At 67.0% G+C, this 16234-nt stretch carries 12 protein-coding genes and 1 pseudogene; 10 read left to right on the top strand and 3 right to left on the bottom strand.

Going from position 1 to position 16234, the window contains the following annotated elements; genetic code table 11:
* Positions 1-36 precede the first annotated feature (36 nt).
* From OG223_RS47265 to OG223_RS47235, 7 genes are all read left to right on the top strand, one after another.
* On the top strand, positions 37-2619 hold the full coding sequence (locus OG223_RS47265; protein ID WP_329263238.1) for a serine/threonine-protein kinase: 2583 nt from the start codon (positions 37-39) through the stop codon (positions 2617-2619).
* A 3-nt stretch (positions 2620-2622) separates the two neighbouring features.
* Entirely contained in the window at positions 2623-3618 is a 996-nt protein-coding gene (locus OG223_RS47260; RefSeq protein WP_443073806.1) for a PP2C family protein-serine/threonine phosphatase, read from the top strand.
* 22 nt (positions 3619-3640) lie between these two features.
* Positions 3641-4984 carry a vWA domain-containing protein gene (locus OG223_RS47255; protein ID WP_329263235.1) on the top strand — a complete coding sequence of 448 codons (1344 nt, stop codon included), beginning with the start codon at positions 3641-3643 and terminating at the stop codon, positions 4982-4984.
* A gap of 40 nt (positions 4985-5024) precedes the next feature.
* Positions 5025-5678, top strand: a complete 654-nt coding sequence (locus OG223_RS47250) for an FHA domain-containing protein (RefSeq protein WP_329263233.1) — start codon at positions 5025-5027, stop codon at positions 5676-5678.
* Positions 5679-5706: 28 nt separating this feature from the next.
* The gene (locus tag OG223_RS47245; protein WP_329263231.1) at positions 5707-5877 is read left to right on the top strand and encodes a hypothetical protein; all 171 of its coding nucleotides are present in this window, start codon (positions 5707-5709) and stop codon (positions 5875-5877) included.
* The gene (locus tag OG223_RS47240; protein WP_329263229.1) at positions 5874-6497 is read left to right on the top strand and encodes an alpha/beta fold hydrolase; all 624 of its coding nucleotides are present in this window, start codon (positions 5874-5876) and stop codon (positions 6495-6497) included. The genes OG223_RS47245 and OG223_RS47240 overlap by 4 nt, the downstream gene beginning before the upstream one ends.
* Before the next feature lie 253 nt (positions 6498-6750).
* Positions 6751-7803 carry an IS110 family transposase gene (locus OG223_RS47235; RefSeq protein ID WP_329263227.1) on the top strand — a complete coding sequence of 351 codons (1053 nt, stop codon included), beginning with the start codon at positions 6751-6753 and terminating at the stop codon, positions 7801-7803.
* 78 nt (positions 7804-7881) lie between these two features.
* Here the strand turns inward: OG223_RS47235 and OG223_RS47230 are convergent, their stop codons facing one another.
* Entirely contained in the window at positions 7882-9054 is a 1173-nt protein-coding gene (locus OG223_RS47230; RefSeq protein WP_329263225.1) for a serine hydrolase domain-containing protein, read from the bottom strand.
* Positions 9055-9110: 56 nt separating this feature from the next.
* Between OG223_RS47230 and OG223_RS54055 the strand changes: the two are divergent.
* Together OG223_RS54055 and OG223_RS47215 are read left to right on the top strand one after the other, a co-directional pair.
* A pseudogene (locus OG223_RS54055) lies at positions 9111-9858 on the top strand (IS5 family transposase).
* Positions 9859-10340: 482 nt separating this feature from the next.
* A complete protein-coding gene (locus OG223_RS47215) occupies positions 10341-10985 on the top strand; it encodes an FMN-binding negative transcriptional regulator (RefSeq protein WP_329263221.1) in 645 nt (214 codons plus the stop codon).
* Positions 10986-11104: 119 nt separating this feature from the next.
* Here the strand turns inward: OG223_RS47215 and OG223_RS47210 are convergent, their stop codons facing one another.
* Positions 11105-11788 (bottom strand): LmbU family transcriptional regulator, encoded by a 684-nt coding sequence (locus tag OG223_RS47210; protein ID WP_329263219.1) that lies wholly within the window; start codon positions 11786-11788, stop codon positions 11105-11107.
* 687 nt (positions 11789-12475) lie between these two features.
* Here OG223_RS47210 and OG223_RS47205 point away from each other — a divergent pair.
* A complete protein-coding gene (locus OG223_RS47205; RefSeq protein ID WP_329263217.1) occupies positions 12476-13669 on the top strand; it encodes an IS701 family transposase in 1194 nt (397 codons plus the stop codon).
* A gap of 71 nt (positions 13670-13740) precedes the next feature.
* Here OG223_RS47205 and OG223_RS47200 read toward each other — a convergent pair whose 3' ends face one another.
* Positions 13741-15981, bottom strand: a complete 2241-nt coding sequence (locus tag OG223_RS47200; protein ID WP_329263215.1) for an MMPL family transporter — start codon at positions 15979-15981, stop codon at positions 13741-13743.
* Positions 15982-16234 lie beyond the last annotated feature (253 nt).

Genomic DNA, 16234 nt, shown 5'->3' with positions numbered 1-16234 from the left:
GCGCATGAACATCCGATGGGGAACAAGGTGGACACCATGACCAAGTGCCAACGCCCGGGCTGCACCGGAACCATCGAGGACGTCGGCGGCGGCGAACTGTACTGCGACATCTGCGGGCGTGCCCCAGTGCCCCAACGGGTGGGCGCCGGGCGTACAGGGGCGTCACCCGCGAGCGAGGGCCCGAAGAACTCCGGGAACAACTCCTCGCCCTCACCCCGCTCCACACTCAGCCGGCTGTCCCACACCCTCACGGGCAGCGTCGGCGGTACCCCGGTGACCGTGCGCACCACGGTCACCGGCGGCAGCGGACCGACCCGCGCCAGACTCGGCGCCGGCCTGGTCGCCGTACCGCCCATCCCCCGTCCCGACCCGGCCACTTCCGTCCTGGAGAACCCCGAGGTCCCCGAACGGAACCGGTACTGCGGCAAGAGCGACTGCGGCATGCCGGTCAGCCGCAGCCGCGACGGGCGCCCGGGGCGCGCGGACGGCTTCTGCGCCAAGTGCGGCCACCCGTACTCCTTCACCCCCAAGCTGCGGGCGGGCGATCTCGTCCGCGACCAGTACGAGGTCGTTGGCTGTCTCGCGTACGGCGGGCTCGGCTGGATCTATCTCGCCGTCGACCGCGCGGTCAGCGACCGCTGGGTGGTCCTGAAGGGCCTGCTCGACACCGGCGACGAGGACGCGCTGGCCGCCGCCGTCTCGGAACGGCGGTTCCTCGCCGAGATCGAACACCCCAACATCGTCCGCATCTACAACTTCGTCGAGCATCTCGACCAGCGCACGGGCTCGCTCGACGGCTACATCGTCATGGAGTACGTCGGCGGCAAATCCCTGAAGGAGATCGCCGACGAGCGGCGCGGCCCGGACGGCCAGCGCGAGCCGCTGCCGGTCGAGCAAGCCATCGCATACGCCATCGAGGCCCTGGAAGCCCTCGGCCACCTCCACAAACGCGGGCTGCTGTACTGCGACTTCAAGATAGACAACGCCATCCAGCAGGAGGACCGGCTCGAACTCATCGACATGGGCGCGGTCCGCCACATGGACGACGAGGACTCCGCGATCTACGGCACGATCGGCTACCAGGCGCCGGAAGTCGCCGAGTTCGGCCCGTCCGTCACCTCCGACCTCTACACGGTGGCCCGCGCGCTCGCCATCCTCACCTTCGACTTCCAGGGCTACACGACCGTCTTCGTCGACAGCCTCCCCGGCCCCGACAAGATCCCCGTCTTCTCGCAGTACGAGTCCTTCTACCGGCTCCTCGTCCGGGCCACCGACCCCGACCCCGACAGACGTTTCGGTTCCGCCGAGGAAATGACGGACCAGCTCCTCGGCGTCCTGCGCGAGATCGTGGCCTCACAGACCGGCAAGCCCCGCCCCGCCCTGTCCAGCGTCTTCGGGCAGGAACTGCGGGTCGTCGAGGACAAGTTGGTCGAACCCCTGGACGGCAACACCTCCACCCTCGGCGCGCACACGCTCGCGGTACGGCGCGGCGCCCCGCGCCGGTCGCCGAACGGATCCCTCGGCATACGGCCAAGTCGCCCGGCGGGCAAGGCAATCGCGTCCGGCTCCGGCCCGTCGGCGAGCGGTGTCTTCTTCGGGAACACCCCACCCCCGGCCGGTACGCCGTACACCGTGCCGGCGCAGGTTTCCGGCCCGGCGGGCGAGGCCGAGGCAGGTGCCGCGCTCACCGTCGCGCGGCTCGACGCACGGGCCGCCGCCCTCGCGCTGCCGGTGCCGCTGGTGGACCCGACCGACCCCAACGCCAAGTTCCTGGCGGGTCTGGCCGCCGCCGTACCGGCGGAGCTGATCACGGCCTTGCGGTCGGCGCCCGTGGACTCCGTCGAGATACGGCTGCGGGACCTGCGGGCAAGGCTGGAGACGGATGACATCGACGCGGCGACGCACATGCTGACAGCGCTGGCCGACGACGACCTCGACGACTGGCGCGTGGTGTGGCACCGGGGTCTGACCGCGCTGGCGACCGGCGACCACGAGAGTGCCGCGCTGGCCTTCGACGCCGTGTACGACGCCTTCCCTGGCGAGTCCGCGCCCAAGCTGGCGCTGGGCATCTGCGCCGAGACGCTGGGCCGACTGGAGAAGGCCGCCGAATACTACCGGCTGGTGTGGAGCACCGACGAGCGCTATGTCAGCGCGGCGTTCGGCCTCGCCCGCGTGCTGCTCGCCTCGCGCCAACGGGCCGGGGCCGTAGCGGCGTTGGAGTCGGTGCCGGAAGCCTCGATCCACTTCACCGCGGCCCGGGTCGCCGCGATACGTGCCCGGCTGCGCGAACGGCCGCCGCAGGAACTGCCGTTGGAAGACCTACGGGCGGCAGCCGTCCAGGTGGAGGAGCTTCGGCAGCTCGGTATCGACGCCAAGCGGCGCGAACAGCTCGCCACCGAAGTACTGGGCAGCGCACTCGACTGGGTGCTCTCCGGCAGCCCCGGCGCGGGCCCGGAGGCCACCGGGGTCAGGCTGTTGGACTGCCCCCTGACCGAGCGTGGGCTGCGCTTCGGCATGGAGCGCTCCTACCGAGTGCTGGCCCGGCTCGCCCAGCAGGACAGCTCAGCGGTCGAACTGGTGGAGCGGGCCAATCGTTTCCGCCCCTGGACGTGGGTGTGACACATGGTGCAACCAATCGCCAGCCCCTGCTGCGCCGAACCCCTGGAGCCCGACGACAGGTTCTGTGGCGTATGCGGCACAGAGCTGGCCTCCAACGGCACGCTCTCCAGGGGGAGTTCGGCGGCGAGTCAGTCCCCCGAGCCGACCTTCGAGGAGCCGCGCCAACGCGACCACCAGGAGCAGGAGTTGGAGGGTGCGGCGGCGGTCAGTGACCGAGGGCTGCGGCACCACCGCAATGAGGACGCGTTCGCGCTGTCAGCGTCAACTCTGCGCAACGGTACGCCTGTTGTGGTGGCCGTGGTGTGCGACGGGGTGTCGTCCGCCCACCGCCCGGACGACGCGTCGGCGGCAGCCGCCGAGCGCGCCAACGCGTCACTACTCGAAGCGCTGCGGCGCGGCAACTCGTTCGAGGACGCGACGCGTGAGGCGCTACTGGCCGCGGGCCAGGCCGTCACCGACCTCGCTGCCGAGGACCCCGAACCGGACCAGGCCCCACACCACAACACCCCGGCCTGCACCTGCGTGAGCGCCATCGCCTCCGGCAAGGTCGTCACCGTCGGCTGGATCGGCGACAGCCGCGCGTACTGGATCCCGGACGACCGCGACACACCCGCCTCGCGCCTCACCGAGGACGACTCGTGGGCGGCCCGGATGGTCTCGGCCGGCCTGCTGTCCGAGGCGGAGGCATACGCGGACAGCCGCGCGCATGCCATCACCGCCTGGCTCGGCGCGGACGCGCCCGAACTCGACCCGCACACCACGTCCTTCGAGCCAGACGGACCAGGGGTCGTGGTGGTGTGCACCGACGGATTGTGGAACTACGCAGAATCCGCCGAGGAGTTGGCCTCGGCGGTGCCGGCGGACGCCCGCGCGCACCCCCTGCGGTGCGCGCGGGTTCTGCTGCAAGTGGCGCTCGACAGGGGCGGCCGCGACAACGTGACGGTCGCGGTCCTCCCGATCCCGGTGCCTGCCAGGCCCACCGAACACGACCCCGCGTAAAGCACGCTAAGGAGCGCAATCGATGGCTGTCTTCTCCAAGTCGGACGTGCCGCAGTTCGCCGTCGACATCTACCAGAACGAGTACTTGCCGGAGGGCGGCCGTGAAGTCAACGCGATCGTCACCGTGACCGCGACCGGCGGCGGTACTCTCGGCGGCCTGCCGCTGGGAACTGCAGACCCGACCCGAATACCCGCTCCGGACGCGGCCGTTGTCATCATGGTCGACTGCTCCGGTTCGATGGACAACCCGCCGACCAAGATGCAGAACGCCCGCGACGCGACCGCCGCAGCGATCGACACCATCCGCGACGGCGTCGCCTTCGCCGTGATCGCCGGCACCCACGCGGCCTACGAGGTCTATCCCGCCGACGGCCAACTGGCCGTGGCCGATCCCGCCACCCGCCACCAGGCCAAGCAGGCCGTGGGCAAGCTCGCCGCGGACGGTGGCACCGCGATCGGCAGCTGGCTGTGGCTCGCCGACGAGCTGCTCGCCACGGTCGACGTCCCGATACGCCACGGCATCCTGCTCACCGACGGCCGCAACGAGCACGAGGAGCCCGGGGCGCTACGGGCCGTACTCAACGCCTGCGCCGGACGCTTCACCTGCGACGCCCGAGGCGTCGGCACGGACTGGGAGGTCAAGGAACTCACCGAAGTGGCCTCGGCGTTGCTCGGCTCCGTGGACATCGTCGCCGACCCCTCCGGCCTGGCCGACGACTTCCGGCAGATGATGGAGAACGCGATGGGCAAGGGCGTCGCCGACGTCGCGCTGCGCGTGTGGACCCCACAGGGCTCCAAGGTCAAGTGGGTCAAGCAGGTCGCCCCCACGGTCGAGGACCTGACCCTCCGCAGCACCGAAGCCGGCCCCCGCGCCGGTGACTACCCCACCGGCTCCTGGGGCGACGAGTCCCGCGACTACCACGTCTGTATCCAGGTCCCCCGCAGCGAGGTCGGCGAGGAAATGCTGGCCGCCCGGATCTCTCTCGTGATCCCGCAGCCGGACGGCACGACTCAGCCGGTCGCCCAGGCCCTCGTACGTGCCTGCTGGACCGACGACATGGCCGCCTCCACCCGCATCAACCCCCAAGTCGCCCACTACACCGGCCAGGCCGAACTCGCCCAGGTCATCCAGGAGGGCCTGGAAGCCCGCAAGCAGGGCGACTTCGACTCCGCGACCGCCAAGCTGGGTCGCGCCGTCCAGCTGGCCAGCGCGTCCGGCAACGAGGACACCTCGAAGCTGCTGGCCAAGGTGGTCGATGTCGTCGACGCCGCGAGCGGCACCGTGCGGCTCAAGGCGCGGGTGGCCAACGCGGACGAAATGACCCTGGAAACACGCTCGACGAAAACCGTACGGGTCAAGAAATAGCGCTCTCCACACGCAGAGGAGCAGAGAGGGAAAGAACGAGATGCCGACTTGCCCGAAGGGCCACCAGTCCGAGACCGACGACTGGTGCGAGGTGTGCGGCCACCGCATGTCCTCCGCCCCGGCGCCCTCCGCCGCCGAACTCTGCCCCAACTGCGGTACGCCCCGCGAGGATCTCGCCCAGTTCTGCGAGGGATGCCGCTACAACTTCGTCACCCGGGCCGGCGCCGTCTCCGTCCCCCAGTCATCTCTCTTGCAGCCCTCTCGTCGCGCGGAAGGTCCCACCGGCTCACCGACCTGGACCGCCACGGTCCGCGTCGACCACGACTACTTCGCCAGGGTGATGGCGCACAGCGAGCCCGAGGACCAGGGACTGTACGTCCCCACCTACTCCCCCGACCTCCACATCCCCCTCACCCGCACCGTGATCACGATCGGCCGTCGCCACCAGTCCACGGGCGAGCCTCCTTTCATCGACCTCGACAGTGCCCCCGAAGACCCAGGCGTCTCTCACGAACACGCCCTCCTCGTCCAGCAACCCGACTCCACCTGGTCCCTCATCGACAAGGGCTCCACCAACGGCACCACGGTGAACGGCGCCGAGGACCCCATCTCCCCCTACGTGCCGGCGCCGTTGAAGGACGGCGACCACATACACGTCGGACTCTGGACGACGATCACCATCCGCCAGGACTGAAGAGGACTCTCTCGACCAGTACGACTCCATGGTCAAGGAGAAGACCCTCGCCGACCTCAGCCGGCGCGATCCGCGCTGGCTGCAGATCCTGCCCTCCTCGGAGCTGGCCCCCTTCAAGCGGCACTGGCCGGTGCGGCCCAGCTTCTTCCACGGCGGTCTGGACTACGGCGAGTTGGCCCCTGCCGGTGGTGGCCGATGACCGGCCCGGCCGCCCGTCGGATCGCAGGGGACGGCGTGGAGTTGGCCGCCTACCAATGGGGAGCGTCCACGGCTCCTGCGGTGGTGCTGGTCCACGGCTATCCGGACACCAGCGCCGTGTGGCGCCCGGTCGCCGAGCGCCTGGCCGACCAATTCCACGTCACCGCCTTCGACGTGCGGGGAGCCGGTGCCTCCCACCGGCCCAGAGGTCTGCGCGCCTACCGGATGTCCCGCCTGGAAGCCGACCTGGAGGCGGTTCTCGACGCCGTGAGCCCCGACCGCCCGGTGCACCTGGTCGGACACGACTGGGGCTCGATCCACTCCTGGGACCGCGCCGACCAGCAGGACCCCGCCTGGCGCCGGCTCTACGCCGTGCGCTCCGGAGTCGAAGGCACAATCGCCGAGTTGGCCCATGGCCACCGGGCGCGCCGCTGCCGTTACCACGGCCTTCCCAAGACTCACGTCCAGCACGTCCTGACCGCGATCGCCGTGAACATCGAACGCCTTATCGAACAGGATCCCCAGAACGCGACCTACCGCCCTCGCCGACCGACAGCGTTTCAGCAATTCCTTGTGTCGCATGGCTTCCCCCGCCCCTTGTGGTGGCGTCAAGGAAAGTGACCCCTCAACCAAGATCCCCGACTGTGAGGATGCGGGAGGCACCGCTCGTGGGTCTGACCCAATCCCCGATTGACGCTCCGGCTGTCCTCACTCTGAATCGTCGACCTGCCGAGCGGTGTCACTGCGCGTACCGGCTCGGCGATCGTGACCTCATAGGAGCTTGACCGAGGCGGTCCCATCACAGTTGTGTCCTTCCGCCGAGCCGGTACGCGCGAGCCCACACGACCGCGCACGGAAGACCAACCCGGCCGCCATGCCACAGCCCATCGAAGTGATCGGCGGGATCGACACCCACACCGACGTCCACCAGGCTGCCGTCATCGACACCATCGGCCGGCGCCTGGCCACCGAGGCATTCCCCACCACACCTGAAGGCTATCGGCGCCTCCTGGCGTGGCTGCGCTCGCACGGCCGGGTGCTGATGGTTGGCATGGAGGGCACCGGATCCTTCGGTGCCGAACTGGCCCGGTATCTGCGTGCCAACGAGATGACCCTGGTCGAAGTGGACCGACCCGATCGTCGAGCTCGCCGCGCCGCAGGCAAATCCGACCCCATCGACGCCTACGCGGCCGCTACCGCAGTGCTCTCCGGCCGTGCCAACGGCACCCCGAAGGACCGCGACGGCACGGTCGAGGCAATCCGCACACTCCGCGTGGTACGCGCCAGCGCTATCAAGGCCCGCACCCAGACCATCAACCAGCTCAAATCACTGATCATCACCGCGCCCGCGGCGACTCGCGAAGCCCTGCGCTCGCTGACCACCACCGAGCTGATACGGCGTCTGGCCGCCAGCCGACCCGGTTCCGATCTGACCACCCCGGCCGCCGTCGTCAAACTCGCGCTCAAACGCCTGGCCAAGCGATACCAGCACCTGAGCCAAGAGATCGCGGACGCGGACGCCGAGTTGCGCGCCCTGATCACCCACACCGCACCCGGCTTGCTCGCGCTACCAGGCGTCGGGACCGAAACCGCCGGGCAGTTGCTGGTCACCGCTGGGGACAACCCCGACAGGCTCGCCTCGGAGGCGCCCTTCGCCCATCTATGTGCGGCTGCACCCGTGCCGGCATCCTCGGGCCGCACGGATCGCCATCGACTCAACCGCGGCGGCGACCGCCAGGCCAACCGCGCGCTGCACACCATCGTCCTGGTCCGCATGCGTCACGACCCACGCACCCGCGACTACGTCGCACGACGCACCCTCGAAGGGCTCAAGACGAGAGACATCTTCAGGTGCCCCAAGCGCTTCGTCGCGCGAGAGGTCTACCACCACCTCACCAGCGCACCATCAACATCTCCAGCCACTTGACGATCTATAGGAGCTTCAGAGTCGCACAGTAAGAGCTCCTCAAGAACTGTCGCCTTGGGGTCCAGTCGCCAGCCCGGATCAGGAAGGCGAGGGACAGAACTCGGCGCTCACGATGGGCAGGATGGTCTCCGCCCCCCAGTTCGCGTTGTAGTCGAGCGTGAGTTGGTGACGGCCGTCCTCTGTAGTGGCGGCCAGTGTCAGCCACCCCACCATGCCCCCGTCGTGATACCAGAGCGTGGTGCCGCAGCTCAGCTGAAACCGTTCGATGCCGAGGCCATAGGACGCGCCCGGGAAATCAGGGTTGTCGATGGTCGTCTTCATCTCCTTCAACTGCCGCGGCGGCAGCAGCTTCCCTCGCATCAGGGCCGCGTAGAACCGGTTCAGATCCGCCGCACTGGAGATGATGTCGCCGCTGCCCCAGTTCTGTGATCCGTTCACCTCGGTGACATCGTCGATCCGATCCGGCTGCGAGGCGAAAAGCCTGGAATAACTGCGGCTAGCCGGCCGCGGCAGACGGACTTTGTTCCCGGGAAAAGAGGTCGCCCTGAGCCCCAGAGGTTCGAGGATACGGTCACGCACCTCGTCCTCATACGACCTGGCGGCGACCTTCTCGACGATCAGCGCCGCCAGGACATCGTTGGTCGTGGAGAACGAGTGCCTGGCACCAGGTGCGAACAACGGCACGTGGGACAGCGCCACCTTCACGCGTTGCTCCGGCGTCAGGGTATCGAAGCGGTGCCGGAGGTAGCCCTCTCCCTCCAGGTACGTCTCTGCGTACGTCGGGTCGGCGAGGTAGTCGAACAGACCACTGGTGTGGTTGAGAAGCTGCCGCACGGTGATCTCGCTGCCGTAATTGCCAAAACCCGACAACAGGCCGGGCAGGTGACGTGCCACGGCATCATCAAGGTCGAGCCGCTTCTCCGCCTCCATCTGAAGCAGGACCGTCGCCACAAACGTATCGCTGATACTGCTGACGCGGAACCGGTCGTTGCTACCCCGCGGCACACCCGTCCTCAGGTCCCCCACACCCGACGCCGACTTCCAGCCTCCCTCGACGTCACGTGCTTCCGCGGTGATACCGGGGACGCCCGCCCTCACAGCCGCGTCCATCGCGCCCTGGGTCGCAGGATGCTCAACCGCCGTGAAGGCCGCGTCCCGCGACGCCTGCGCTGAACCCGTGAAAGCGGTGACCGTCAACATGAGTACCGCCAGACCGACCATGCCGGTCCTTGATCTCTTGCGTATGACCATTCCCCACTCCCCTGATTCGCCTCTATGAGCTCGTAGCACGATCTTGTTGATGTGTCCTGGTCGGACCCCTACTGCCACCCTGGCCGGAGCGGTCGCCGGGGCCGCGGCCGGTGGCGAACCAGCTCTGCCTGCAGGGCGTCCTGTATGTCCTCTACAACGACATGGCCTGGCAACTCCTGCCCCTGGAACTGGAATTCGGCTCCGGGCAGACCTGCTGGCGCAGGCTTGAGCGATGGCAGCAGGCCGATGTCTTCGACCAGTTGCTCCGCATCCTGCTCGCTGAACTAAACGCCGCCGGCGAGCTCGACTGGTCGAGAGCGTGCGTGGATGGCTCCCACATCCGCGCGAAAAAGGGGGCCCCGACACCGGTCCGTCGCTGGTCAACCGGCGGAAAACGGGCAGCAAACACCACCTGATCTGTGGTGGACGCGGCTCCTAACTCAAAGTCATCACCACCGCAGCCAACGTCAACGACATCACCCAGACCCTCGCCCTCGTCGACGGCATCCCCGGCAGACCATGCAGTCGCCCCGACGCCCTGCTCGGCGACAAGGGCTACGACTCCAAGGCCAACCGCCGCCAACTGGGCAAGCGCCGGATCCTGCCGTCATTCCCCGCAGAGGAGCACCGAACATGCAGGGCCTGGGCAAACTCCGCTACGTCGTGGAGCAGAGCTTCGCCCTGCTCCACCACATCGAACGCCTCGCCCTCCGCTGGGAACGCCGCACCGAATTGCACGACGCATTCGTATCCCTCGCCTGCGCACTCATCGGCTGGAGATGCCTGAAGAAACACCGATCATGATCGTGTTACGAGCCCTACCCACCGGATCTCCATCTGGCCGAGGCCATCTTGGTCGCTGCTACGGCGCAGGCGACTTTCCAGCACCGCCCCATCACATTCGACGGATGCCTCACCGAAAACCATCACTCACACCAAGGACAACCCGAGTCCAAGGTCAGTAAGCGCTTGCTCTGAATTCCCCGAGGGCGGACCTGAGCCTCCAACGAATGTACTGACTGTCGCGTGGAAACCGGCCGAAAATTTTAATCAGTGCATTCGGCATCCATCTTTCGGCTTCTGATGCATTTTTCGCAGGTGTCGGCCTTCCCTTTCATTGCTTCAACGACGACCGTAGGCCATGCTGGAGAGCCCGGTTGTCCTGCCGACAGGACAGTAATACGGTTTCGTCGAATAGCCGAACCTTCACAGCGTCATTGCAGCGTCTCGCGGACTCAACGTCGCAAAGTTCCTGTTCCCGTCACACCACGAAGGGTGAGTGCCGCATGTTCGTCCCCAACCACTACCGGGAACCGGACGTTTCATGGATGGTCGACCTGATGCGCGGAAACCCTCTGGCGCTGATGGCCAGCAACGGAACTCTCGGCGACGGACCAATCGCCACCCATCTTCCGGTCATAACCGACCCTCGATGGGAGGGACTACCCGCCGCGGACTTGTCCGGGATGCCTTTGCTGGGTCACATGAACCGGGCCAATCCGCACTGGGCGGCACTGGACACCGGGTCGATGATCCTGCTGACATTCACCGGACCGCACGCTTACGTCTCCCCCACTGTTTACGGAATTACTCCGGCTGCCCCTACCTGGAATTTCACCTCGGTGCACGTGCGCGGAGAGGTAGAAAAGGTCGAGTCGACAGAGGAGACACTGGGCGTCGTACAGGCGACGGTACGAGCGTTCGAGAAGGAATTCGGCGACAGCTGGGACATGCGTGAATCCATCGACTATTTCCGGAAGATAGTGCCGGGCGTGGGAGCTTTCCGTGTCCGGGTGACCAAGGCCGAGGGAATGTTCAAGCTCAGCCAGGAACAGCGCCCCGAGGTTCGCGAGCGGGTGGCGCAGTCGTTCGCCGGGCGCGGGTGCACCCGGCACGCACAGACGGCGGATCTCATGGACCGCCTGCCGTAACAGTATTTTCCATGGCGCGGGGTCCGCACCCCTTGCTGTGCGAACCCCGCAACGTTCACCGCGCCGGACGGTCACGTCCGCCAGCCTCCGACGTGACCGTCGTACAGGCCGATGGTCGGTCAATCGAGAGGCAGATGCTGGTCGGCCTCCATCAACACCTGACTGGCGGCGGCGTCGAGCGTGGCCGTCACCCACTCTTCCAGCTCGGTGCCGGAATGGGCCGCCGCCTTGTGCCACCATTGGAGCCTGCTGTCGGGCACGGCGAGCCGACGTGTCGCCGCCACGGCGTTCGTCTGCTCCGAGGCACCCTCGCGTTCGGCCCGGATGGCGTTGCGCAGTTGCTTGGTGTTCCATTTCATCCGCTCGGCACGATCGAGCCAGGCCTCCTGCTCATCAACGGGCAACGAAGCCAGTTCGGCGTGGTGCTGGAAGCTGAGCGCCGACCGCCGCCGGTGTAGTTCGAACCGCCGGGAAACCCAGGCATAGTTGCGCAACGTCTGATACTGAAGGCCGGCCGCACGGATGCCGCGTTCATAGCGGTCGGCGTATTGGTCCTTACCGTAGATGAGCCAGTCCCCGAGCCACCAGGACGACGAGTTGAGCAGCCCGGAGAGCTGACGCCCGGCGCGTTCCCACTCCTCGAAGGCGAGCCCTACGGGTATATGCAGCCCTACCTTCGTTGTGAGTACCTGATCGCACCGTGATTCCACCCCGCCGGCCCTGCGGGTTTTCGGCATGCGCTCTTCGGTATTGCCGAATTTGAGCGCCTTGGATTCTCTGTAGTCGTCGACCTGTTTCGTCATCACGCCTCCGTGGTAACGCGCGTATAAACCGGTCGGGTTCGCGGTGGCTCTCCATCGAATGCAGAAAGCGTTCACCCCCCTTCTTTGCACATACATGCCCAGCGCGGTGACCATCGCCCGCAGATACCTACGGGCGACCTGCTTGAACCAGCTGTTGCACGGTTCCCTGCCAAGGTCGAGATGACCAACCGCCGCGGCCCCGAGTAAATCCCGACAACGATGCCAACTTCAAGGATCTTGGCGCCATCGAACACTACTTTGCAGAGTTCGAACCTCTTAATGAAATCTTAGCGGCCGAGTTTGCCGAATGGCGTGATTTGAGTACGCACGCAGAGCCTACAACACCTAGAGGAGGCAGCCGCAACCCATCACAGCCCGCCCCGAGTCCACCCCCAATCCTCCTCATCAGGAGAGACAGGTCTCACGTTCTTGCAGGTCATAGCCTTGTGACCGCAGGGTCCGAGCCCTACGGCCGACAATCACGGGCAGGCACCCTCCCAAGGAGTGATGAAGGCCGACCCAGAAGGTATGAGCCGAATCCAGCCACTTCCTCGCCTCATCACTCCCCAGGACTACATGCCATTCAAGACGCCAGAACCAATCAGACAACTCCAGAGAGTGGCGCCACACTGGCACACCCCCTAGACTCCCCCCAACGCTCAGTAACATCGGGGGAGTTATTGCGGCATGAACACTGTCCAATCAGACACCTCACCGACTTCACAAGACGCGACTTACGCCAACGGTTCCGAATTAACCCTGGACCATTACAGTCGGAAGATCTTCAAGAGCTTACGTCGAATTGATCAACGCAACTGGGCGCACACCTATCTGAGAGGGCTGCTCGTCACGTCGGGAAAGAAGTCTGTACGCCGGCTCGCCACCGCAGTCTCCCGCGACCCGTCCGCCGTGCAGTCTCTACGGCAGTTCGTCAGCCTCAGTCCATGGGACTTCGACGAAGTCATGGGGGAACTCACACAGTTGGTGACGGACCATCGACCGGCCCCCGTCTGGTCCATCGGTCGGGCCGTCCTGCCGAAGCGCGGTGACCGATCGGTGGGTGTCCACCGCTACTTCGATCTGCCTTCGGCCCGTACGCTCAACTGCCAACTGGGACTGGGCTCCTTCCTGTGCGTAGGAACCGCTCAGGTTCCCGTCGACTGGTGCCTGTACTTGCCGACGACCTGGACGCAGGACCCCAGACGGCGCCGTGAGGCACGCATACCGGACTCCGAGCAGTACCGGCCATTGTGGGCGCACGTACTCGGGCTCGTCGACCGGCTGTCGGCCCGCACGAACTCCACGTCCTCCGTCGTCCTCGTCGACATGAGCGACGAACCCGACGTGGGGTACCTGCTGCACGGACTCGCCAAGCGTCGCAGGGACTTCGTCGTCACGGTGCCACCCCACCTGGCGGTGCTGCACGCCGGCGAGAGCGCCATAGCTCCCGTAAGCGCAAGGACCCTGATCCTCTCGCAAGGGGCAGAGACGGCTGTCGTCTCCCCCACGGACGGGCAGCAGCGCATCACACCCATCCAGACGTCGCTCGTCCATCTGCCGGACAACCCCCATGGGCGCTCGCCCGGCCCCCTCTACCGGCTCTTCACCGAACAGGGCCCCAACCGTGTGCCGGGCCCACTGTGGCTCACCAGCCTCGCCCATCAGCCTGTCGCGGAGGTCACTTCGATCGCCGCGCTGCAGAACGAGACGATGGCCGTGGTCGGTTCCATGGAGCAGGACTTCGGGCTGTTGGACTTCGAGGGACGCTCGTTCCTCGGCTGGTACCACCACATGGCCCTCGTCTCCGCCGCATACACCTTTCGGCGCCTGTACGGGTTCACCTCGACGTCGTGCCGCACCACGGCGCAACAGGCGCGGTAGCCACGCGGCGCACGACTTCTCACCGATTGTGGGGCCGGTTGCACGCTCGGAACCGGCCCCCATGGCACACGTCAGCGGGTGTACTTGGGTTCGCGCAGTGGCCGCGGGCCGCGCTGGACCACAGGTCGGCGCGACAGCCTCTCGCCTTCCACATCCATGTCGGGCAATATCCGGTCGAGCCACTTCGGCAGCCACCACGCGCGGTCGCCGAGGAGGGCGAAGAGCGCCGGGATAACAGCCATGCGGACGACGAAAGCATCGAAGAGGACCGCCAGGGCGAGGCCGAGGCCGATCATCCGCACGAAGACGTTGTCCTGCACGATGAAGCCGGAGAAGACGCTGGTCATGATGAGTGCGGCCGCAGCGACCACGCGGCCACCGTGCCGGAAGCCGGTGACGACCGCCTGGCGAGTCGACTCCCCATGGACGTAGGCCTCACGCATCCGGGTTACCAGGAAGACCTCGTAGTCCATGGCAAGGCCGAAGACAACACCGATCATGATGATCGGCAGCGTGCTGATGATCGGACCCGGCTGGTCGACCCCCACGATGTCGGCGAGCCAGCCCCACTGGAAGATCGCTACAAGGGCGCCGAGCGCCGCGGACACCGACAATAGGAATCCGAGAGCTGCCTTCAACGGCACGATGAGCGACCTGAAGACAAGGATCAGCAACAGGAAGGCGAGACCGACCACGAGGGCGAGGTAGGGCAGCAACGCGTCAGTGAGGGTGTTGGAGAAGTCGATGAACATGGCTGTCTGCCCGCTCACCAAGACCTCGGCGTCATGGGCACGCCCGACCGGGGCGAGGTCGCCACGCAGGTTCTTGACCAGCTGTTTCGTCTGGTCGTCCGCAGGCCCCTTGTCCGGTACGACGTTGACGATCGCGGTATCGCCCGCCTTGTTCGGGGTCACCGCGCCCACCTGGGCGACGCCGGGCTCGCCGGACAGCTTGGCGACAACAGCCTTCCCCACGGACTTGGCGTCGTGGGCCTCGATGGCAACCATCAGAGGCCCGTTGAAGCCGGGGCCGAAGGACTCCGACAACATGTCGTACGCCTTGCGCTGGGTGGTATCGGGGGCCATGGTGCCTTCGCTGGGCAGGCCGAGCTCCAGCCGGGTCGCGGGAACGGCGACGACTCCGAGGCTGAGCACCCCGAACAGTAGGACGACGACGGGACGGCGCAGGACGAAGGCCGCCCACCGAGCACCCAGATTCGGCCGCTGCCGGGCGGCCTCTTTCGCGGCCTTGCGACGCTGACGCCCGGACAGCGGCTTGCCCGCGATCCGCTTACGGTCCCTGCGGCGCAGCACCTTGAACGGGGCGAAGCCGAGCAGTGCAGGCACGAGGGTGACGGCAACCAGAACGGCGATCGCGACGGTTCCCGCCGCCGCCAAGCCCATCTTCGTAAGGATCGGGACGTTGACGACAGCAAGCCCGGCGAGGGCGACGATGACCGTAAGGCCCGCGAAGACCACGGCGGAGCCCGCAGTGCCCACCGCCCGGCCGGCGGCCTCCACCCGCTCCCGGCCCTCGGCCATCTCGGCGCGATAGCGAGAGATGACGAACAGGGCATAGTCGATCCCCACGGCCAGGCCGATCATCAGGGCCAGGGTGGTGGTGGTCGAGGACAGGCCAAGCGTGCTGCCCAGGGCGCCGATCGCGGAGACGCCGATGCCGACCCCAACAGCGGCGGTGAGCAGCGGCATGCCCGCCGCTACCAGCGAACCGAAGGTCGTCAGGAGAATGAGGGCGGCGACACCGATGCCAATGCTTTCGTACGTGCCGCTCGTCGCCTGCTTCACGGGGACCGCGTCGCCGCCCATCTCGACCACGAGCCCGTTCGCGCGAGCGTCGTCGGCCGCCTTCTTCAGGGCGTTGTGCGCGTCGTCGGAGATCTTCAGGGCGGCAACCTTGTACGTGACGATCGTGTAGGCCGACGTGCCGTCCTTGCTGACGGCGCCCGTTGTGAACGGATCGGACGTCGCAACGACCTGTGGGGCCTTCGCCAGCTCGGCGACAAGAGTGGCCACGTTCTTCTTCGGCCTGGGATCCGAGATCTTCTCGTTCGCCGGCACGCGGACCACGACCCGGGCCGAGGCGCCGTCGGCACTTGCGGCCGGAAACTTCTCCTTCAGCAGGTCGAGGGCCTTCTGGGACTCGGTACCTGGCATGGAAAAAGTGTCGGTGGGAGGGGGCGGTGCGGACGACGCGGCAAATCCGACCCCGCCCAGAACCAGGATCCACAACAGGACGGTGAGACCTCGTCGCCGGGCGGCTAAGCGGCCGACCCTGTAGAGCAAAGTAGCCAAGATGATCCAACTCCTGCGGACATGTGGCGAAAGTGGAGGAGGCTGCGGACTGCTACGGACTGCGCTGGAGGTCCGGGTGCTGCGGCGGACGCGGGTGACACGTCTGCGACGGCCGGCGAGCGCCGGTGCGGCCGATGGCGCTGGTCAGCCGGTCCCGCTCCGGGTGGTTCTGGAGAGACGTCATCGTTACCGCGCGGGCGTCCACCAGAGGTAGGCATGCGTTGTCGCCACCTGCTCCCCAAACTGCGCAGCC

Source organism: Streptomyces sp. NBC_01478 (assembly GCF_036227225.1).
Taxonomy (GTDB): Bacteria; Actinomycetota; Actinomycetes; order Streptomycetales; family Streptomycetaceae; genus Streptomyces.
This window is presented reverse-complemented; position numbering and strand designations above follow the sequence as displayed.

Bases quoted from the DNA above. Each gene is read 5' to 3' on its own strand.
- OG223_RS47265 (WP_329263238.1), top strand. From the start codon at position 37: ATGACCAAGTGCCAACGCCCGGGCTGCACCGGAACCATCGAGGACGTC.
- OG223_RS47260 (WP_443073806.1), top strand. From the start codon at position 2,623: ATGGTGCAACCAATCGCCAGCCCCTGCTGCGCCGAACCCCTGGAGCCC.
- OG223_RS47255 (WP_329263235.1), top strand. From the start codon at position 3,641: ATGGCTGTCTTCTCCAAGTCGGACGTGCCGCAGTTCGCCGTCGACATC.
- OG223_RS47250 (WP_329263233.1), top strand. From the start codon at position 5,025: ATGCCGACTTGCCCGAAGGGCCACCAGTCCGAGACCGACGACTGGTGC.
- OG223_RS47245 (WP_329263231.1), top strand. From the start codon at position 5,707: ATGGTCAAGGAGAAGACCCTCGCCGACCTCAGCCGGCGCGATCCGCGC.
- OG223_RS47240 (WP_329263229.1), top strand. From the start codon at position 5,874: ATGACCGGCCCGGCCGCCCGTCGGATCGCAGGGGACGGCGTGGAGTTG.
- OG223_RS47235 (WP_329263227.1), top strand. From the start codon at position 6,751: ATGCCACAGCCCATCGAAGTGATCGGCGGGATCGACACCCACACCGAC.
- OG223_RS47230 (WP_329263225.1), bottom strand. From the start codon at position 9,054: ATGGTCATACGCAAGAGATCAAGGACCGGCATGGTCGGTCTGGCGGTA.
- OG223_RS47215 (WP_329263221.1), top strand. From the start codon at position 10,341: ATGTTCGTCCCCAACCACTACCGGGAACCGGACGTTTCATGGATGGTC.
- OG223_RS47210 (WP_329263219.1), bottom strand. From the start codon at position 11,788: ATGACGAAACAGGTCGACGACTACAGAGAATCCAAGGCGCTCAAATTC.
- OG223_RS47205 (WP_329263217.1), top strand. From the start codon at position 12,476: ATGAACACTGTCCAATCAGACACCTCACCGACTTCACAAGACGCGACT.